Raw genomic sequence first — 19,085 nt, forward strand, 5'->3', positions numbered from 1 at the left:
AGCAGGCTCGTCGTGTTCGCGGTCACGCCGCCGATGCTCACCACATCCCAAGGTTGGCATATTCCCCCAACAACGCGAGGGTGCAGTTGATCACGGCGGGGCAGCGGTTCTAGCGCTGCGGGGAGCCGCCGTTGTCGCGGCGGTCGAGAGCCGTCTGGAGCGCGTCCGCGGCTTCGTCCTGGCGCTCGTCGATCGGGTGGTTGTGCCCTGGACGGTTGTTCCAGGGATACATGTCATACATGGCAGACCTCCTATCTTGCGGAGGTCTGCCAGAATACCGCAGCCATCTCAGTGGACGACCGTGCATCTCACCATATGAGATGCGGTCAGTCCTCCAGATCCACCGTGCGCCCGCTGTCGGCGCCGATCTCGGCGCCGATCTGGTCCACCACGTCGGCCGGGATGGCCGAGTCCACGGTCAGCGCGATCAGCGCCTTGCCGCCCTTCTCGCCCCGGGCCACCTGCATGGAGGCGATGTTGACCCGGTGCTCGCCGAGCAGCCGCCCGACGATCCCGACGATCCCCGGCCGGTCGGTGTAGGTGAAGAAGGCCAGGTGGTCGGTGGGCTCGATCTCCATGGTGAAGCCGTTGACCTCGACCAGCTTCATGATCTGCCGCGGGCCGGACAGCGTGCCGGACACCGAGACGGTCCGCCCGTCGGCCAGCACGCCGCGCACGGTGATCAGGTTCCGCCAGTCCGGGCTGTCCGCGCTGGTCACCAGCTCGACCACGACGCCCCGGTCCTTGGCCAGCAGCGGCGCGTTCACGTAGGTCACCGCGTCGGTGACCACGTCGGTGAAGACGCCCTTGAGCGCGGCCAGCTCCAGCACCCGCACGTCCTGGGAGGCGATCTCGCCGCGCACCTCGACGTCCAGGCGGGTGGCGACCTCCCCGGCCAGCGCGGTGAAGATCCGGCCGAGCCGCTCGGTCAGCGGCAGGCCCGGCTTGACGTCCTCGGCCACCGCGCCGCCCTGCACGTTCACCGCGTCCGGCACGAACTCCCCGGCCAGGGCCAGCTTGACGCTGCGGGCCACCTGGGTGCCCGCCTTCTCCTGGGCCTCGTGGGTGGAGGCGCCCAGGTGCGGGGTGACGACGACCTGGTCCAGCTCGAACAGCGGGCTGTCGGTGACCGGCTCCTTCGGGAACACGTCGATGCCGGCCCCGGCGACCCGGCCCTCCTTGATCGCGGAGTAGAGCGCGTTCTCGTCGATGATGCCGCCGCGGGCCACGTTGATCAGCCGCACGTTCGGCTTGACCTGGTGCATCTCGCGGTCGCCGATGAGACCGATGGTCTCCTTGGACTTGGGCAGGTGCACGGTGATGAAGTCGGCCTGCTGCAGCACCTCCTCCAGCGAGACCAGGCGCACCCCCATCGCCGCCGCCCTGGCGGGCTGCAGATACGGGTCGTACGCGATGATCTCCACCCCGAACGGCTGCAGGCGCTGCGCGACCAGCTGGCCGATCTTGCCGAGGCCGAGGATGCCGACGACTTTCTCGTCCAGCTCCACGCCGGTGTATTTGGAACGTTTCCATTCGCCGTTCTTGAGCGCGCCGTGCGCCTGGGCGACGTTCCGCGCCGAGGCCAGGATCAGCGCGATCGTGTGCTCGGCGGCGCTGGTGATGTTGGAGGTCGGCGCGTTCACGACCATGACGCCGGCCTTGGTGGCGGCCTCGACGTCCACGTTGTCGAGACCGACGCCGGCCCGCGCGACCACGCGCAGCTTGGGCGCGTTCGCGATGGCCTCCGCGTCCACCTGGGTGGCACTGCGGACGATCAGAGCGTCCACGTCGGCGAGCGCGGGGAGGAACTGGGACCGGTCGGCTCCGTCGGTGTGGCGGACCTCGAAGTCCGCGCCGAGCACGGCCAGACCGGCGTCGGACAGCTCCTCTGCGACCAGGACGACTGGCTTGTTCACTGATTTTGTCCTTCGAGATTTATGGGCGCGATCAGCGCGGGTTTTGCCGGGACTCGGACGGCCCCGAGTCTATCCGCGCGGGTGAAAGGCCCTGTGGAGGATCCGCCATACGAGACAACTGTTACGCAGGGGATTCGTGAGACTCCCTCGCGTATGGGGCAAACGACCGGCATACCCAGATTGGACCGTGCCCATCCACACAGCCTCCAGCTTGGTATTGATCGCACCCTTTCTTGGCGATTAGCCTGCTAAACCGTGGTTCGGTACCTATGGTTTTGTATATGAGCATCGGGAACCCCGCTCTCGGCGAAGTGCTCGCCCAGCACGGCAGCCCGCACCGTCTACTGGCGGCGCTGGCCGAATGGGGAATCCTGGTGGCGGTCAGACCCGATCGTTCGGTCGTGCTCGGTACGACGCAGGGCGGGGAACGTGTCCTGCTCGGCTACACCGGCCCGGCGACGTACGCGCGCCATCGCGGCAGCCACGCGCTGTCGGCGTGTGACGCGGACACGATCCTGGACATCCAGCGGGTGACCGGGGTCCGGGAGATCGTCATCGACGCGGCGGGGCCGGCTGCTGCTGCCGTCCCCATCGAGGATCTCCAGCGGTATCTCCAGTCCAACCGGAGCGGTCCGGCCCCGGTGCTGGCGGCGTCCGCGCCCAACGCGTACGCCACCGGAAGCATGGCGATGATCACCAAGCCGCCGGTCAGGACCATGCCCGCGCCCGCCCCGACGCCGGTCTCCTCGTCGTCCTGGGTTCCGCAGCCGCGCCAGCACCTGTCGGGGGCGATGACCGTCGTCGATCCCGGGTACCAGCGCACCAACCATCCGATCCTGCCCGCGCTGCGGGTGGCCATCGCCGAGTTGCTCCGCGATTTCGCGGTCATCCACCATGTGTGGATCTCCGAGGCCAGGACCGTGTCCGGGTCGTCGGGGATCATGCTGCACGTCAAGGTGCACACCCCGGCCGCCGAGGAGATCGTCCGCGATCTGCATCGCGGGGTGCGGTCCCGGCTGCCGCAGCTGGCGGCGAGCGAGGCGCCGGTGCTGATGGCCCGGGTGGCGGACGCGCACACCGAACGCCGGATGATCGAATTAGGCGCGCACGTGGTGTGCGCGGACGTGCGGGAGTAATTCAGCGAACTCCAGCTCGGACACGGCATGTGATGGGCGCGGACGCGCGGGAGTAACAGGATCAGCACGCGCGGCCCGGCCAGCAACCATGCGGTGCGCGCGGACGCGGGACCAAATCCTCGGTTAAGCGGCTTTAGGCCGAAAAATCGGGATCTGCGGGTGTCTATAACACCTTGCTGGGCAATCGGGATCTCGGCCTAGGCGGTCGGGCGCTTGGTGGGCTTCAATGACGCCATGATTCCCGCGACCCCCGGGCGGGTCCCCACCGGTGTGCGCATCGGCTATGCCGTCGGCTCGTTCTGCACGGCCAACTTCGCGGCCATTCCCGGGCTGCTCCTGCTGATCTACATGACCAACGTGCTGGCGGTGGATCCGCTGCTGGCCGGGGTCGTGGTGTTCCTGCCCAAGGCCTGGGACCTGATCGCGAACACGCTGATCGGCCAGTGGTCGGACCGCACGGTCTCCCGCTGGGGCCCGCGCCGGCCGTGGATGCTGGCCGGGACCGCCGTGCTGCCCATCTCGTTCGCGCTCATGTTCATCGGGCCGCCGCTGAAGGGCGTGCCCGCGGCCATCTTCGTGGGCCTGGTCTTCCTGGTCGCCGCCACCGGGTACGCGCTGTACGAGGTGCCGTACAAGGCGATGCCGGCCGAGATGACGCACGACTACCACGAGCGCACCGCGCTCCTGCAGTGGCGGATGGTGTTCATCGCGATCGCCATCGCGATGAGCGGGGTGCTGGCGCCGATGCTGGCCGGGGACACCATCGAGGGCTACCGGCTGATGGGCATCGTGTTCGCGGTGATCCTGCTGGTTGCCATGATCGGCTCGTTCTTCGGGACCGCGAACGCGCCGTACACCGGGCAGCAGGACTCGGAGGGATCGCTGCGGGTGCAGCTGGCGGCGGCCCGGGAGTCCAAGCCGTTCCTCTGGCTGCTCGGGCTGTGCAGCGCGCAGACGCTGGCGGCGGGGGTGATGCTGGCGGGCGCGCCCTACTTCGCGGCCTACACGGTGGGCGACCCGAAGGCGACGACCACGCTCTTCGCCGCGCTCGTCGGCCCGATGCTGATCACCATGCCGCTGTGGGTGTGGCTGGCCCGGGTGCTCGACAAGCGCGGCGCGATGATCCTGTCCGGCCTGCTGTTCATGTCCGGCGCGATCCTGGCCCTCGCCAGCCCGCTGCTCGGCCCGATCTACGCGCACCTGTGCATCGTGGTGGTCGGCGTCGGGTACGCCGGGCTGCAACTCCTGCAGTTCTCCATGCTGGCCGACGTCATCGCCTACGACGGCCAGGTCAGCGGCAAGCGCAGGGGCGGCGTCTTCACCGGCCTGTGGACGGCGGTGGAGAGCGCGGTCGCCGCCTTCGGCGCCACCATCTACGGCGCCGTCCTGTCCATCGGCGGCTTCCTCGAATCCGACCCGGCCAACCCGGTGGTGCAGCCGGACAGCGCGGTGACGGCGGTCCTGATCGGCCTGACCGTCATCCCCGCGCTGATCATCCTCTCCGGCGTCCTGATGACCCTCAAGTACGACCTCAGCGCCGACAAACTGGCCCCAGCGGTCACGTGAGCCGCCGCGGCGGCCGGACCCTGGCCCGCGTGAACACCCCGGTGATCAAAGCCGCCAGCAGCGGCAGCACGAGCGCCGTGCCCACCAGCAACATCCAGGGCACGGCCACGATCGGCGTGGCCGCGAACTCGGGGTTGGTGGCGGTGTCCGCGCCATAGCGAATGCCGCCGTCGGGGGCGCCGGTGACGGCCCAAGCCGCCAGGCTGCCCGGCACCAGACCGGCGGCCAGGCCGACCAGCGTGCCGAGCCCGGCGATGAACGCGCCCTGACCGGCGACGGTGAGGCGGCGGGTCCAGGGCGAGGCCCCGATGGCGGCCATCGTGTCCAGATCCGGCCGGGCGTCAGCGGCGGCCAGCGCGGTCGCGACCACGGCCGCGACCAGGACCAGCAGCCCGGCCACCAGGGTGATCACGGCCAGCGTCAGATCCCCCTCCCGCGCCTGCGGGCCGCGAGTCACCTTCAGGTTCACCTGACCGCTCAATTCGGACACGCGGGCGCCGACCCGCCGCTCCTGCTCGGCGGTCAGCCGCAGGTCGGCCGGATCGATCAGCAGCGCGGTGGTCCGCGCGGTCAGCCGGGAGGCGCTCGCCAGCCCGTCCGGGAGGATCGCGCCGACCGGCGGCGGGCGGTCGGCGCGCACCGCGACGGCGGACACGGTGACCCGCGTGGGCTTGTCCGCCGTCCCCGGCACGGAGATCCGCGCCTTCCCGCCGTGCACGCCGTTGGCGTCGAAGACCACGGCCTTTCCCGCCGCCAGCGCGGCGGCCGCGACCGGATCGTCCTTCCCGAGCACATAGCGAAGCAGGTCACGACCGCCCACGACCACGTCGCCCAGCAGGCTGCTCGCATAGCCGCACCCCTGGCAGGATCGAACCAGCTGGGCATGGCTCGACAGCGGGGGCAGGTCGTCCCCGGCGGACACCACGGTCTTGACCTCGATGAGCGGGACGCCGGGCAGCTCGTCCGCCACTGCCGAGCGCACGCCCGCCCACCGGTCGGCGGCAAGATCCTCGGCGAAGACCATGGCTGTGCCCGGCGCCTGGACGGAGACGTAGTTCACGCGCCGGTCGGCGTCCTGGCTGGACAGCAGCACCGCGATGGTGGTCAGCCCGGCCATCGCGGCCATCACGGCGGCGACCGCGGGTGCGGTGCGGCCCCGGTTACGCGCGGCGTCCCTGGCGGCGAGCCGGAGCGGCAGCGGCAGCCAGGCGCGGGTCCGCCCGGCCACGCGGACCAGGAGCGGGGTCAGCGCGACCAGCCCGAGCAGCAGCACCAGCACGCCGAAGACGATCGCCAGCAACGCGAGCGACGGAGCCCCCATCAGCCGCGCTCCCAGCGCGCAGCAGGCGGTTCCCGCCACCACCAGAACCAGGCCGAGCACGGGCAGGCCCGCACGGTCGCGGACCCGGTCCCGGCGCCCGGCCAGCACGGCGGCCACGTCGGCGCGGCCGGCCTGGATCGCCGGGGTCAGCGCGGCCAGCAGCCCGCTGGCCAAGGCCAGCGCCGCCACCCCGGCCAGCAGCCAGCCGGGCACCTCGAACGGCCCGTAGACCGGAACCGGCAGGTTGGCGCGCCACACGGTCAGCGCGGCGATCCCGATGCCGAGCGGCACCCCCGCCAGCCCCGCCAGGCTGCCGAGCACCAGCCCGTCGGCCAGCATGAGGCGGCGCAGCTGCCCGGGCTCAGCGCCCTGTGCCGCCAGCAGGCCGAGGTCGCGCCTGCGGCGGCGCAGGCCCACCGCGAACGCGGGCCCGGCCAGCAGCACCACCTCCAGAACGATCAGGAGGATGCCGAGCAGCACGCCCGTCGCGTCGGCGCCGGACGTCACGTCCCGGCGGAACAGGGTGGGCAGCTCCGGCGGGTCGGCGGCAACGGCGCGGGACCGCACCACCAGCCCTTCCTTGTTCAGCCGCCGGACCTCGGCCCAGCCGACCGGAGCGGGCGTGTCGACGAGCCAGTGCACCTCCCGGGCCGGCCGCACGGTCGTGGCATCAGGCACGGCCCCCTCCGCTGGTTGCAGGACCAGCGTGGATTCCGGGGCCGGGTCGGCGACGCCGGGAAGCATGATCATCGCGTCCGAAGGGGACATGTTCCCGGCCGACTCGGCCACGCCGACCACCCGGACCCGCGTGTCCGTCCGGGGCAGCCGGAGGGTCGAGCCGATCGGCGCGAGCTCGGCCAGCGTGCGGGAGACGGCCGCCTCTCCCGCGTTGGCGGGCATGCGCCCGGACACCTGGACGTAGGTGCCCTGGGTGAGCGGGTCGCGGGAGTCGATCTCGTACGCGTAGATCCACTGCCTGTCTCCGGCGAGCTCCACGACCTGCTCGCCTTCGGTGATCCGGCTGACCCGGCCGCCGGTCGCCGCCGCGATCTGGGCGGTGGTCCAGGACCGCTTCGCCGAATCCGGGGCGGTCTCCCCGGCTATCTTCCACAGCTCGCCGAAGGCGTCCTGCTCGACGGGCAGGCCGTATCCGACGGACCGCACCTGGGCGTCGGCGCGCGATCCGAGTTCGGCCGGGATCGCCTCCTCCGCGTTGACGGCGGCCGTCGTGTAGAGCACGAGCAGGTGGCTCACCAGGGCGACCGGCACCGCGATCATCAGGAAGATCAGCAGGCTGCGTCCCTTGGCCCGCCGCAGGTCGTGGCGGGACAGGCGCAGGATCGTGCGCAAGGCGCTCATCGGCTGCTCACCAGTGGCTCGGCGGTGTCGGTGACCTGGCCGTCGCGCAGGTAGACGACCCGGTCGGCCCAGGCCGCATACCGGGACTCGTGGGTGACCAGCAGCACGGCCGCGCCGGCCTCGCAGCGCTCGCGGAGCAGTTGGAGGACCGCGTCGCCGGTCGGGGTGTCGAGCGCGCCGGTGGGCTCGTCGGCCAGCAGCAGCGAACGGCCGCCGACCAGGGCGCGGGCGATGGCCACCCGTTGTCGCTGGCCGCCGGACAGCTCTTCGGGGAATCGATCCCCGGCGTCCGCCAGACCGACCTCGCCGAGCACCGTCCCGGCTTCGGCCCGCGCCTGCCTGGTCCGGACTCCGTCCAGTTCCCGGGGCAGCATCACGTTCTCGATCGCGGTCAGCGAGGGAATCAGGTTGAGGTCCTGGAACACGTATCCCGCGTGTGTGCGGCGCAGGGAGGCGAGCGAGCGCGCGGACAGCCCGGCCAGCGGGACGCCCGCGAGCTCGACCGTGCCGGACGTGGCCCGCTCGAGGCCGCCCGCCAGGTTCAGCAGGGTGGACTTGCCGGACCCGGACGGGCCCATGACCGCGACCAGCTCGCCGGCCGCGACCCGCAGGCTCACCCCTCGCAGGGCGGGCACGGCCTGCTCGCCCGACCCGTAAACCTTGGTGACCTCGGTCAGGCGGGACACCGGATCTGTGCTCATTGAGACTCCTGGGGGGACGCGCCGAGAACGGCTTCGCAGTGGTCGAGCCAGCGCTGCTCGGCCTCGGCCTGAAAGATCATCGAGTCGTAGACCAGGCGTTGCGGCAGGTCGGCGCCGCGTTTGGCCCTGGTCAGGGTCTGCAGGGCGCGCATGGTGGCCGAACGCTGGGCCTGCACGACGCCGCGCACGTCCACGCCGGGGGCGGTCACGGCCATCGCGAGTTTGATCACCAGTTCGTCCCTGGGCCGGTCGGACTGGGCGATGGGGGTGCTGAACCAGCGCTCCAGCTCCGACCGGCCGCGCTCGGTGATCGCGTAGACCACCCGGCCCTGCTCGTCCTGCTCGCCGGGGGCCACCAGGCCGTCGCGCTCCATCCGGGACAGCGTCGTGTAGACCTGGCCGATGTTGAGCGGCCAGGTCGCCCCCGTGGACGCCTCGAACTCGGCGCGGAGCTGATAGCCGTAGCGCGCCCCCTGGCTGAGCAGGGCGAGCAGGCCGTGGCGGATCGACATATACCCAGTATGCATACGCGGTATGCAGTCGGCAAATCGGGGGGTGTGACGAGGATCACACTTGCGCGAATGGAACGAATCCATCAGGGCTGACGGCCCTGCCGATCTTCCGATCAAACGACAAAACGGCCGATTTGTCGGACTTCACGGGTGAAGGGGGACCATAATGCTGATTTCCATCCAGCGTCTAACCCCCTTCACCTGGAAGGATTCATGAACAAACCTCTGCGAGCGCTCCTCTGCGCGACCGCGATCTTCGCCGTCGGCTGCGGCACGACCCCCCTTCCGGCCGCCTCCCCCGTCGCCGCTTCGGCCGGACTCGCGGCCAAGTCGACCGGATCCTCGGGCGGCTCCTCCTCGGGGGCATCCGCCGCGTCCGTAGCTGAGTCGTCAGCCGCGGCGCGGTGTCGCGTGGCCGCGGGGAAGCCGTCCCTGACCGCCGGACGCCTGCGCGCGAGCGTGTCCCGAGCCGGATGCACGCGGGAGGCCCGCCTGCGCATCCGGATCAAGAAGTCCGTCGCCGGTCCGGACCGCGTCGTCAAGAGCGGCTCGCGGATCGTCCGCAACGCGCGCCTCACCGCTGCGGTGAAGTGCGCCTCCGGTGTCTTCTACACCACCGCCACCGACTCCGCCGGGCACGTCGCGACCTCCAGGAAGGTCCGGGTGAAGTGCCCCACCGTACCCAAGCCGACCCCCACCCCCACCCCGACGGAGAACCCGAGCGGCGGGACCGGCTCCGGTGTCGGCACCGCGATCGAGAACGAGATCGTGCGGCTGACCAACGTCGAACGCGCCAAGGCCGGCTGCGGCCCGCTCACCCACGAGGCGCGCCTGCACACCGCCGCCCGCGGCCACTCCGCCGACATGTCCGCGAAGGGCTACTTCTCCCACGACTCCCAGGACGGCCGCTCCTTCGCGGACCGGATCAAGGCCACCGGCTACTCCTTCTCCTCCATCGGCGAGAACATCGCCAAGGGCCAGCAGACGGCCGCGTCCGTAATGAAGGACTGGATGGGCAGCCAGGGGCACCGCGAAAACATCCTTAACTGCTCCTACACCCAGATCGGCGTCGGATATGTCGCCGCCGGCGGCCCTTACTGGACTCAGGACTTCGGTAGGCCGTAGAACACCCGGCAGAAAGAGCAGGTCGCTCGCCGTTATCCGGCGCCGGTGACGTTCTCCCCACACCGGCGCCAAGAGCGGCAGGGGCATTCTGTCCGGCGTTCTCATCCACTTCTACCGGCCCGCGTGGCAGCGCGGGCCGGTAGAGTCCTGTTCGACACGCCGTGCCGGGGGACCACGGCAATGTCACAACAATCTGGACACCAGAGTTCTGGAAAGCGGATACTCCAGGCATGAGCTCGCAGCAACCCGTACGCGCCTCCGACGGAGATCGCGATCGTGCGCTCAACGAGCTTCGCGACAGGGCGGCCGAAGGGCGCCTGTCGATGGAGACGTTCGTAGGGCGGGTGGATCAGGCACTGCGCGCCCGCAGCCGCGACGAGCTGGACGAACTCATCGCGGATTTGCCGCATCGGGGCCGCTGGCGTCGTCGCATCACCGAAGTCGTGTCCTCCGCGTCCGACTTCACGTCACGGCTGCAGCACGCCTGGCGCCGGCCGCGGCTCCCCCGGCTGGCACTTCCGCCGGACAGCCGCATCCGTTATGTGGTCGGCCGAGGATCCTCGTGCGACCTCGTCCTTTCGGATTTGACGGTTTCTCGCGTCCATGCGGAACTCCGGCGCGAAGAGGACTACTGGCTTCTCGTGGATCTGGGCTCGCTCAACGGAACCCGCCTGAACGGCTGGCGGCTCGTTGGTCCGGCACGGGTTCGCACCGGGGACGAGATCTCCTTTGGGGACTGCGCTTTCCTGGTGTCCGCACCCGCGTAGAAAACGCCCGCCAAAAGAAAAGCGGCGCCACCCGCGTGGGGTAGCGCCGCCGTTTCCGCGCTACTGCTCGTTCTGCAGCCAGCTCATCATCGGACGAAGCTTCGCGCCCGTCTTCTCGATCGGGTGCTCGGCCAGCTCCTCGCGGTACTTGTTGAACTGGACCTGGCCGCCGTCGAACTCGGCCACCAGTTCCCGGGCGAAGTCGCCGGACTGGATCTCGTCGAGGATCTTGCGCATTTCCTTCTTGGTGTCCGCGTTGATCAGGCGGCTGCCGCGGCTGTAGCCGCCGTACTCGGCGGTGTCGGAGACCGACCAGTACATCTTGTGGATGCCGCCCTCGTACATCAGGTCGACGATCAGCTTCATCTCGTGCAGGCACTCGAAGTAGGCGACCTCGGGCTGGTAGCCCGCCTCGATCAGGGTCTCGAAGCCCGCCTTGATCAGCTCGGAGACGCCGCCGCAGAGCACGGCCTGCTCGCCGAACAGGTCGGTCTCGGTCTCCTCGGTGAAGGTGGTCTTGAGGGCGCCGGCGCGGGTGCCGCCGATTCCCTTGGCGTACGACAGGGCGAGCGCCCAGGCGCTGCCGCTGGCGTCCTTCTCGACGGCGACCAGGCAGGGCACGCCGCGGCCGGCCGAGTACTGCCGGCGGACCAGGTGGCCGGGGCCCTTGGGGGCGACCATGCCGACGTCGACGCCTTCGGGGGCCTCGATCAGGCCGTACCTGATGTTGAGGCCGTGGCCGAAGAACAGGGCGTCGCCCTGGACCAGGTTGGGGGCGACGTGCTCGGCGTAGAGGTGGCGCTGGATGTGGTCCGGCGCGAGGATCATCGTGAGGTCGGCCTCTTCGACGGCCTCGCCGGGGGTGAGCACGCGGAGGCCGTCGTTCTCGGCCTTCTCCCGGCTCTTGGAGCCCTCGGGCAGGCCGACGCGGACGTCCACGCCGGAGTCGCGCAGGCTGAGCGCGTGGGCGTGGCCCTGGCTGCCGTACCCGAGGATGGCGACGTGGCGCCCCTGGATGATCGACAGGTCCGCGTCGTTGTCGTAGAAGATCTCAGTCACTGTGGGTAAACCTTTCAGGGTTCTCTTAGGCGGTCCGGTCGAGCGCCCGGAGCGAGCGGTCGGTGATGGAGCGGGCGCCGCGGCCGATGGCCACCATGCCCGACTGCACGAGTTCCTTGATGCCGAACGGCTCCAGCACGCGCACGAACGCCTCCAGCTTGTCCGCCGTGCCGGTGACCTCGATGGTGACCGCGTCGGGCGCGACGTCGACGCAGCGCGCGCGGAACAGGTTGACCAGTTCCAGGACGTGGCTGCGGGAGTCCGCGTCCGCCCTGACCTTGATCAGCATGAGCTCGCGCTGCACGGACTGGGTGGTGTCCAGTTCAACGATCTTGAGCACGTTCACCAGCTTGTTGAGCTGTTTGGTGACCTGCTCAAGCGGCAGTTCCTCCACGTTGACCACGATGGTCATCCGGGAGATGTCGTCGTGCTCGGTGGGCCCGACGGCCAGCGAGTCGATGTTGAAGCCGCGGCGGCTGAACAGCGCGGACACCCGGGCCAGCACGCCGGGCTTGTTCTCCACCAGAACGGAGAGGGTGTGGCGGCTCATCAGTCCTCGTGCTCCCATTTCGGCGCCATGTCACGGGCATACTTGATCTCGTCGTTGCTGGTTCCGGCCGCGACCATCGGCCACACCATCGCGTCCTCGTGGACGACGAAGTCGACCACCACCGGCGCGTCGTTGATCTCCATCGCCTTGCGGATGACGGCGTCCACGTCCTCGGGCCGCTCGCAGCGCAGACCGACGCAACCATACGCCTCGGCGAGCTTCACGAAGTCCGGGATCCGGCGTGTCGACTGCAGGTTGGTGTTGGAGTAACGCTCCTCGTAGAAGAGCGTCTGCCACTGGCGGACCATGCCGAGGTTGCCGTTGTTGATGACCGCGACCTTGATCGGCACGCCCTCCAGGGCGCAGGTGGCCAGCTCCTGGTTGGTCATCTGGAAGCAGCCGTCGCCGTCGATGGCCCAGACCGTGGTCTCCGGGCTGCCCATCTTGACGCCCATCGCGGCCGGCACGGCGAAGCCCATCGTGCCCAGGCCGCCGGAGTTGATGAAGGTGCCCGGCCGCTCGTAGCCGATGAACTGGGCGGCCCACATCTGGTGCTGGCCGACCCCGGCCACGTAGAACGCGTCCGGCCCCACGATGGCGCTGAGCCGCTCCATCACGTACTGCGGGGCCAGCGTGCCGTCCTCGAACTCCTCGTAGCCGAGCGCGTAGGTTCCCTTGAGCGCGTTGAGCGCCTGCCACCAGTCGGCGTAGTCGCCCTTGCGCCCGTCGGCCTTGACCGCCGCGATCAGGTCGGTGAGGACCTCACGGCAGTCGCCCACGATGGGCACGTCCGCGTGCCGGTTCTTGGAGATCTCGGCCGGGTCGATGTCCGCGTGCACGATCTTCGCGTGCGGCGCGAACGTGTCCAGGCGGCCGGTGACCCGGTCGTCGAAGCGGGCGCCCAGCGCGATGATCAGGTCGCTGCGCTGGAGCGAGCCGACCGCGGCGACCGTGCCGTGCATGCCGGGCATGCCCAGGTGCTGCGGGTGGCTGTCGGGGAAGCTGCCCCGGGCCATCAGGGTGGTGATGACCGGGATGCCGGTCAGCTCGGCCAGTTCCAGCAGTTGGGCGGAGGCGCGGGCCTTGTGCACGCCGCCGCCGGCGTACAGCACCGGGCGGCGGGACTCGGCGATCAGCCGGGCCGCCTCGCGGATCTGCTTGGAGTGCGGGCGGGTGACCGGGCGGTAGCCCGGCAGCTGCATGGTGACCGGCCAGGTGAAGGTGGTCATGGCCTGGAGGGCGTCCTTGGAGATGTCCACCAGCACCGGGCCTGGACGTCCGGTCGAGGCGATGTGGAAGGCCTCCACGATCGTCCTGGGGATGTCGGCCGCGTTGGTCACCAGGAAGTTGTGCTTGGTGATCGGCATGGTGATGCCGGAGATGTCCGCCTCCTGGAAGGCGTCCGTTCCGATCGCCGCCGACGCCACCTGGCCGGTGATGGCGACGATCGGCACCGAGTCCATGTACGCGTCGGCGATCGGGGTGACCAGGTTGGTGGCGCCCGGGCCGCTGGTGGCCATGCAGACGCCGACCTTGCCGGTCGCCTGGGCGTACCCCTCGGCGGCGTGGCCGGCGCCCTGCTCGTGCCGTACGAGCACGTGCCGGACCTTGGTCGAGTCGTAGAGGGGATCGTAGGCGGGCAGGATGGCGCCGCCCGGGATCCCGAACACCGTGTCGACCCCGACGTGCTCCAGCGCCCGCACTAGGGCCTGGGCACCTGTCATCTGTTCGGTCATCGGCTCGTTCCTCATGTGGCTGAGCAGGTCTGGTGTGATGGCTGGGCATAAAAAATGCCCCGTCCGCTGGGCGGAGCTGGGGCGGCGCGCAGGACTCAGGACCTCGTCAGGCTGCGCGCCTGCGAAGTACTACGAGAATCCCACTGCGATGCATGGCTCCACCTTGTCCGAAAGACCGCCGCCACGTCAAATCATCTGGGACGGCGATCTCATCATACGGACAAACTGTTATGCGGTGTTCTGGAGGCTGGTGAGGTTGGTACGCATGAGCGAGTCCACACCCTGGGCGCCCATCGGGCGTGCGACCAGGTAACCCTGACCCCTGCTGCAGCCCATCTCGCGCAGGAGTTCCAGCTGTTCGGGGCGCTCGATGCCCTCGGCGACCACGGTCAGGCCGAGGTCGTGGCCGAGCCGCACGATGGTCCGGGTGAGCAGGGTGAGCGTCTCGTCCAGGCCAAGGCCGGACACGAACGACGGATCGATCTTGATCATGTCGACCGGGAGTTGCCGGAGGAAGGCCAGCGAGGCGTAGCCGGTGCCGAAGTCGTCGATGGCCAGCCGCACCCCGAGCTCGCGCAGCTCCGACAGCTTCTCGACGGTGTCACCCGCGTCCTCGACCAGCATCTCCTCGATCACCTCGAGGGTGAGCGCGCTCGGCGGCAGGCCGCTGTCGGCCAGCGCCGCCGAGATGGTCTCCACGAAGCCGGGCGCGGTGATCTGCCGCTTGGACAGGTTGAGCGCCAGCCCGATGTCCCACGAGGAGGCCCGCCAGGTGGCCACCTCGCCGCACGCCTCGGTCAGGATCCACTCGCTCAGCGGCACGATCAGGCCGGTCTCCTCGGCCGCGTCCAGGAACTGCTCCGGCGGGACGAACGTGCCGCCGCGGCACCAGCGCACCAGCGCCTCCACCGCGGTCACCCGGTTGGTGGCCAGGTCCACGATCGGCTGGTACTCGATGACGAACTGCTTCTCCAGCAGGGCCCGCTGCAGGTCGGCGGCGATCTCCAGGCGCCGTACGGCATCCGCGTGCATGTGCGCCGCGAACACCTCCACCCGCCGCCCGCCGAGCCCCTTGGCCCGCGCCATCGCCACGTCGGCGTTGCGCAGCAAATCGCCCGGCGAGGTCTCGTCCTCGGCGAACGCCACGCCCACGCTGGCGGTCAGCGCGATATCGCGGTCGGCCACCCGGAACGGCTCGGCGGAGACCGCGCGGACCAGCCGCTCGGCCAGGTCCACCGCGAGCTGCGCGTCGCCGCCGGACTCCAGCAGCACCGCGAACTCGTCGCCGCCCCACCTGGCGAGCGTGTCATCGGCCCGCACCGCGGCTCGCAACCGCCGGGCGGCCTGCCCGAGCAGGTAGTCGCCGCTGGCATGACCCACCGAGTCGTTCACCCCGGTGAACCCATCCAGGTCGAGAAATATCACGGCGGGGCGGCTGGCCCGGGGCAGCACCTCGCGGGTGCGCTCCTCGAAGTAGGCCCGGTTCGGCAGGCCGGTCACGCCGTCGTGGAAGGTCAGGTGGGTGACCTGGTTGCGCAGCGCCACCTGGTCGCTGACGTCCCTGGTGGTGACCAGGACCAGGTCCTCGTGGCGGACGTGCCGGGTGGCCACCGACTCGGTGGGCCGCCAGGTGCCGTCGGCGGCGCGGACGCGGCACTCGATCCGGCAGGTGCCGTACCGCTGCGGGCTCTCGTCCTCGATCATGCGGCGGAGCTGGACCTGGATGCCGGGCACGTCCTCCGGGTGCAGGTAGTCGAAGATCGACTTGCCGGTCAGCTCGACCGGGTCGTAGCCGTAGGTCTCCTCGACGCCCGCGCTGATCTCCTGGACCGTGCCCTCGTTGTCGCACATCAGCACCACGTCGCCGGTGTCGGCGGCCAGCTGGTTCAGCTGGCGCTCGCTGATGGCCAGCTGGTTGCGCAGCCCGTCCGCCGACAACATCAGCACCATCAGCCGGACCAGCAGCACGGCCAGCACGGAGGCCACCACGATGGTCAGCGCGGGCCCGCGGGCGAACACGTCGGCCCCGACCACCACGGTCGCGGCGGCCACCAGCGCGTATGGCGTCGCCGCCACCACCGGCATCGGCGTCGCGGCCGCGCGCAGCCGGGCCGGGACCCGGCCCCGGGAACCCTCCACGATCCACGGCGCGACCGCCAGCAGCAGGAACGCGGCCGGCGCCACCAGACCGGCCACCAGGGTCGGCGACTGCTCGCCGTTCAGCCGGGTGACGGCGGTGGCCAGCTCGGCCATCGTGATCGCGGCCAGCACCAGCAGCCCGGCCAGGCCGACCGCCCGGTTGGCCGCCCGGGACACCGCCACCTTGGGCGCGACCGCGCAGGCGGCGAGCAGGCAGAGCACCGGCAGGGCGAGGGTGAAGTAGAAGGCGCCCGCGTCCTCGGCCCGCTCGGCCATCGGCCCGAGCAGCAGCGCCCAGGTGATCGCGAAGATCGAGGCCGCGCCCAGGTAGGCCTCGGTGGCCTGCCGGAACACGCCCCGGCGCTGCGGCGGCGGCACCGCGGTCAGCCAGCAGCCGATCATCAGCAGCAGCGAGCCGACCAGGAGCAGCAGGTCGGCGAAGGTGAGCACGAACGCCGTCCCGGCCGCCACCGGGCGCACCCCGATGCCGAACAGCCAGGTCAGCGCGCCCCCGGCGAGCCAGCGCCAGGCGACCGCCTCGCGCCGGTGCGCGCTGGCGTTCCTGGTCGAGGCCACCAGCAGGGAGACAGCGGCGAGCAAGCCGCTCACCAGGCCCGCCACCGCGGTCACCGCGGTGTCGGAGCCACCCGCGATGAGGGCAGCGGCGATCACCGCCGCGCCGAGCCCGGCCGCGGCGATCAGCGAGACCCTCGGGTCCCTCCTGCCGTTCACGCTCGTCGCCCTTTACATCCGGTCACATCGTCAGTTTGCGCGGCGGCGAAGCTTGACATGGTGCCAACGGCCCAGTCGTCACCGATCTGATAACAGCGATCCGCGCGAGCAACAACGCTACGGACCCGAGGTCACGGGGCAGGCACGTTCCGGAACCATCTCACTGACGTTGAGTTCAATAGACGAAGTCAGTAGACCCCGGTGATGACGTTCAGCAGCGGCTCCCCCGCGCGGAAACGCAGCAGCTGGGCGCGGACCAGGTCGATCGCCCTGCGGGTGGAGGCCGGGGTACTCCCGGCCACGTGCGGGGTGAGGAACAGCCCGGGGGCGGTCCAGAGCGGGTGCCCCTCGGGCAGCGGCTCCGGGTCGGTAACGTCCACCGCGGCCCGCAACCGGCCCGAGTTCAGCTCGGCGACCAGCGCCATCGTGTCGACCACCGCGCCGCGCGCGGCGTTCACCAGCAGCGCGCCGTCCTTCATCATGGCCAGGAACGCGGCGTCCACGAACCCGGTGGTGGCCTGGGTGGCGGGCACCAGCAGCACCACCACGTCCGCGCGCGGCAGCAGTTCCGGCAGGTCGGACTCGGGGTGCACGCCGTCCCTGGCCGATCTGGCCACCCGGATCACGTTCACCTCGAATCCGGCCAGGCGTCGTTCGAGGGCCTCGCCGATCGAGCCGTACCCGACGATCAGGACGGTGGAGTCGGCGAGCACGCCGGTGTGGCGGTAACGCCAGCGGCCCTGCTGCTGGTCGGCGGCGAAACCGGGGAAGTCGCGGAGCGCCGCGATCATCGCGCCGACCGCCCATTCGGCCGTGCCCGCGTCGTGCACGCCGCGCGCGTTGCACAGCACCGCGCCGTCCGGAACATACGGCCGGTACGGCTCGACGCCCGCCGTCACCGTCTGGATCAGCCGCAATCGCTTCATCCGGGACAGGAGTTCGGGGATGTCGGGCACGGGTATGAGGGTGGGCACCCAGACCTCGACGTCCTCAACGCCCGGCGGTTCCGCGGTGCCGTCGTAGACGGAGAATTCGATGTCGGGGAGGTCGGACGGTATTGCCGCGACCGCTTGGGGGGCGATCCAGATCTTCACAGCTGACAACCTTAGGGAACCTTTCGCCGGAAGGGCCAGTATGGGGAGGGACAGGAGGAGGGAATCATGAAGCTGGGCTGGATCGGCGCGGCGGTGCTGGTCGCGGGGTGTTCGGCCGCGCCGGCGGTGGACCGCGCGGGAGGTGCGGACGCTCCGACGCCGACGTTGGCGAGCGTGACTCCGGTGGCGCCGAAGGGGGCGCCGCAGACGCTGGTGCAGGGGCTTGAGGTGCCGTGGGCCATCGCGTTCCTGCCGGGTGGGGACGCGCTGGTGACCGAGCGGGATACGGGGCGGTTGTTGCGGGTGACTCCGCAGGGCGGGTCCAGCGAGGTCGGCGTGATCGAGGGGGTTTCCGCCGCCGGGGAGGGCGGGCTGCTTGGCGTCGCGGTGTCTCCGACGTTCGGGGAAGATCACAATATTTTCGTTTATTTCACTGCGGATGCTGATAACCGGATCGTGCGGTATTCGTATGACCAGGGGCTCAGGGATCCTGTCGCGATCGTGACGGGCATTCCCAAGGGGGGTATCCACAACGGGGGGCGGCTGGCGTTCGGGCCTGACGGCTTTCTCTACGCCTCCACTGGGGAGGTGGGCGAGCGTGGGCTCTCCCAGGACAAGGGGTCTCTTGGGGGCAAGATCCTGCGTATGACCATGGACGGGACGACCGCGCCGGGGAATCCGTTCGGGACGCTGGTCTGGAGTTTGGGGCATCGGAACGTGCAGGGGATTGCCTGGGATGATGCGCGCAATATGTACGCGACGGAGTTCGGGCAGAACACCTATGACGAGATCAACCTCATCAAGGCGGGCGGGAACTACGGGTGGCCGGAGGTCGAAGGTGTCTCCGATGACGATCGGTACATCAATCCGATCGTGACGTGGTCCACCGATGAGGCGTCGCCGTCGGGTCTGGCGTACGCGGATGGGTCGCTCTGGGCGGCGGCGCTGCGTGGTGAACGCCTCTGGCAGGTGCCGGTCACCGACGCGGGCACGGCGGGGAAGCCGGTGGCGCGTTACGAGGGCGAGTTCGGCCGCATGCGCGCCATGGCCACCGCACCGAACGGTTTGCTCTGGGCGTCGACCAGCAACTTGGACGGCCGTGGCTCACCACGCGACGGCGACGACCGCCTCCTGATCATCCCCACCGACTGAGAACGCAGGCGATGGCGGGTGGCCTCGGCCGTCACCCGCTACGCCTGGGCGCGCTTTGGATATCCGGCAATCCCTGTCCCTTTCCGGCGGTGCCGGGCGGCAACGGCGGGGTCGGGCGGAGCCCGAGCGGAATCAGAGGGTTGGGCGGGTGGGGAGAAATCCGGCAATCCCTGTCCCTCGGTGCCGGACGGCAACGGCGGGGGCGGGCGGAGCCCGAGGG

15 protein-coding genes are annotated in these 19,085 nt (G+C 70.3%); 5 read left to right on the forward strand and 10 right to left on the reverse strand.

Annotated features, from left to right (window positions below; genetic code table 11):
* Nucleotides 1–109 precede the first annotated feature (109 nt).
* Nucleotides 110–241: a hypothetical protein gene (locus tag Amac_RS57375; RefSeq protein WP_281356319.1), complete on the reverse strand. Its 132-nt coding sequence runs from the start codon at nt 239–241 to the stop codon at nt 110–112.
* Nucleotides 242–326: 85 nt separating this feature from the next.
* Entirely contained in the window at nt 327–1,916 is a 1,590-nt protein-coding gene (gene serA, locus Amac_RS22380) for a phosphoglycerate dehydrogenase (protein WP_155356336.1), read from the reverse strand.
* 281 nt (nt 1,917–2,197) lie between these two features.
* Here serA and Amac_RS22385 point away from each other — a divergent pair, with 281 nt between their 5' ends.
* Together Amac_RS22385 and Amac_RS22390 are read left to right on the forward strand one after the other, a co-directional pair.
* Nucleotides 2,198–3,052, forward strand: a complete 855-nt coding sequence (locus Amac_RS22385; protein WP_155356337.1) for a hypothetical protein — start codon at nt 2,198–2,200, stop codon at nt 3,050–3,052.
* Nucleotides 3,053–3,286: 234 nt separating this feature from the next.
* Nucleotides 3,287–4,618 (forward strand): MFS transporter, encoded by a 1,332-nt coding sequence (locus Amac_RS22390; RefSeq protein ID WP_155356338.1) that lies wholly within the window; start codon nt 3,287–3,289, stop codon nt 4,616–4,618.
* On the opposite strand, the gene Amac_RS22395 is transcribed toward Amac_RS22390, so the two are convergent.
* From Amac_RS22395 to Amac_RS22405, 3 genes are read right to left on the reverse strand one after another with little or no spacing between them, the layout of a single operon-like run.
* Nucleotides 4,611–7,298, reverse strand: a complete 2,688-nt coding sequence (locus Amac_RS22395; protein ID WP_155356339.1) for an FtsX-like permease family protein — start codon at nt 7,296–7,298, stop codon at nt 4,611–4,613. The genes Amac_RS22390 and Amac_RS22395 overlap by 8 nt on opposite strands.
* Nucleotides 7,295–7,999 carry an ABC transporter ATP-binding protein gene (locus tag Amac_RS22400; protein WP_155356340.1) on the reverse strand — a complete coding sequence of 235 codons (705 nt, stop codon included), beginning with the start codon at nt 7,997–7,999 and terminating at the stop codon, nt 7,295–7,297. The genes Amac_RS22395 and Amac_RS22400 overlap by 4 nt, the downstream gene beginning before the upstream one ends.
* Nucleotides 7,996–8,511 carry a PadR family transcriptional regulator gene (locus Amac_RS22405; protein ID WP_155356341.1) on the reverse strand — a complete coding sequence of 172 codons (516 nt, stop codon included), beginning with the start codon at nt 8,509–8,511 and terminating at the stop codon, nt 7,996–7,998. The genes Amac_RS22400 and Amac_RS22405 overlap by 4 nt, the downstream gene beginning before the upstream one ends.
* A gap of 213 nt (nt 8,512–8,724) precedes the next feature.
* Here Amac_RS22405 and Amac_RS22410 point away from each other — a divergent pair, with 213 nt between their 5' ends.
* Together Amac_RS22410 and Amac_RS22415 are read left to right on the forward strand one after the other, a co-directional pair.
* The gene (locus tag Amac_RS22410; RefSeq protein ID WP_155356342.1) at nt 8,725–9,636 is read left to right on the forward strand and encodes a CAP domain-containing protein; all 912 of its coding nucleotides are present in this window, start codon (nt 8,725–8,727) and stop codon (nt 9,634–9,636) included.
* Nucleotides 9,637–9,866: 230 nt separating this feature from the next.
* Nucleotides 9,867–10,403: an FHA domain-containing protein gene (locus Amac_RS22415; RefSeq protein WP_155356343.1), complete on the forward strand. Its 537-nt coding sequence runs from the start codon at nt 9,867–9,869 to the stop codon at nt 10,401–10,403.
* A 60-nt stretch (nt 10,404–10,463) separates the two neighbouring features.
* Here the strand turns inward: Amac_RS22415 and ilvC are convergent, their stop codons facing one another.
* From ilvC to Amac_RS22440, 5 genes are all read right to left on the reverse strand, one after another.
* The gene (gene ilvC / locus Amac_RS22420; protein ID WP_507762647.1) at nt 10,464–11,462 is read right to left on the reverse strand and encodes a ketol-acid reductoisomerase; all 999 of its coding nucleotides are present in this window, start codon (nt 11,460–11,462) and stop codon (nt 10,464–10,466) included.
* Nucleotides 11,463–11,487: 25 nt separating this feature from the next.
* The gene (ilvN, locus tag Amac_RS22425) at nt 11,488–12,012 is read right to left on the reverse strand and encodes an acetolactate synthase small subunit (RefSeq protein WP_155356344.1); all 525 of its coding nucleotides are present in this window, start codon (nt 12,010–12,012) and stop codon (nt 11,488–11,490) included.
* Nucleotides 12,012–13,763, reverse strand: a complete 1,752-nt coding sequence (locus Amac_RS22430) for an acetolactate synthase large subunit (protein ID WP_155356345.1) — start codon at nt 13,761–13,763, stop codon at nt 12,012–12,014. Before Amac_RS22430 ends, ilvN begins: the two co-directional genes overlap by 1 nt.
* A 213-nt stretch (nt 13,764–13,976) precedes the next feature.
* Nucleotides 13,977–16,619 (reverse strand): putative bifunctional diguanylate cyclase/phosphodiesterase, encoded by a 2,643-nt coding sequence (locus Amac_RS22435; protein WP_246268580.1) that lies wholly within the window; start codon nt 16,617–16,619, stop codon nt 13,977–13,979.
* A gap of 188 nt (nt 16,620–16,807) precedes the next feature.
* Nucleotides 16,808–17,713, reverse strand: coding sequence for a 2-hydroxyacid dehydrogenase (locus Amac_RS22440; protein WP_155356346.1), 906 nt, complete (start codon nt 17,711–17,713; stop codon nt 16,808–16,810).
* A 66-nt stretch (nt 17,714–17,779) separates the two neighbouring features.
* On the opposite strand from Amac_RS22440, the gene Amac_RS22445 reads away from it, so the two are divergent.
* Complete coding sequence (locus Amac_RS22445; protein WP_155356347.1) at nt 17,780–18,865, forward strand: PQQ-dependent sugar dehydrogenase; 1,086 nt, start codon at nt 17,780–17,782, stop codon at nt 18,863–18,865.
* The last annotated feature ends 220 nt before the right edge of the window (nt 18,866–19,085 follow it).

Source organism: Acrocarpospora macrocephala (genome assembly GCF_009687865.1).
Lineage (GTDB): Bacteria > Actinomycetota > Actinomycetes > Streptosporangiales > Streptosporangiaceae > Acrocarpospora > Acrocarpospora macrocephala.

Coding starts and splice junctions, on each gene's coding strand:
- Amac_RS57375 (WP_281356319.1), bottom strand. CDS start 241: ATGTATGACATGTATCCCTGGAACAACCGTCCAGGGCACAACCACCCG.
- Amac_RS22385 (WP_155356337.1), top strand. CDS start 2,198: ATGAGCATCGGGAACCCCGCTCTCGGCGAAGTGCTCGCCCAGCACGGC.
- Amac_RS22390 (WP_155356338.1), top strand. CDS start 3,287: ATGATTCCCGCGACCCCCGGGCGGGTCCCCACCGGTGTGCGCATCGGC.
- Amac_RS22395 (WP_155356339.1), bottom strand. CDS start 7,298: ATGAGCGCCTTGCGCACGATCCTGCGCCTGTCCCGCCACGACCTGCGG.
- Amac_RS22400 (WP_155356340.1), bottom strand. CDS start 7,999: ATGAGCACAGATCCGGTGTCCCGCCTGACCGAGGTCACCAAGGTTTAC.
- Amac_RS22405 (WP_155356341.1), bottom strand. CDS start 8,511: ATGTCGATCCGCCACGGCCTGCTCGCCCTGCTCAGCCAGGGGGCGCGC.
- Amac_RS22410 (WP_155356342.1), top strand. CDS start 8,725: ATGAACAAACCTCTGCGAGCGCTCCTCTGCGCGACCGCGATCTTCGCC.
- Amac_RS22415 (WP_155356343.1), top strand. CDS start 9,867: ATGAGCTCGCAGCAACCCGTACGCGCCTCCGACGGAGATCGCGATCGT.
- ilvN (WP_155356344.1), bottom strand. CDS start 12,012: ATGAGCCGCCACACCCTCTCCGTTCTGGTGGAGAACAAGCCCGGCGTG.
- Amac_RS22430 (WP_155356345.1), bottom strand. CDS start 13,763: ATGAGGAACGAGCCGATGACCGAACAGATGACAGGTGCCCAGGCCCTA.
- Amac_RS22445 (WP_155356347.1), top strand. CDS start 17,780: ATGAAGCTGGGCTGGATCGGCGCGGCGGTGCTGGTCGCGGGGTGTTCG.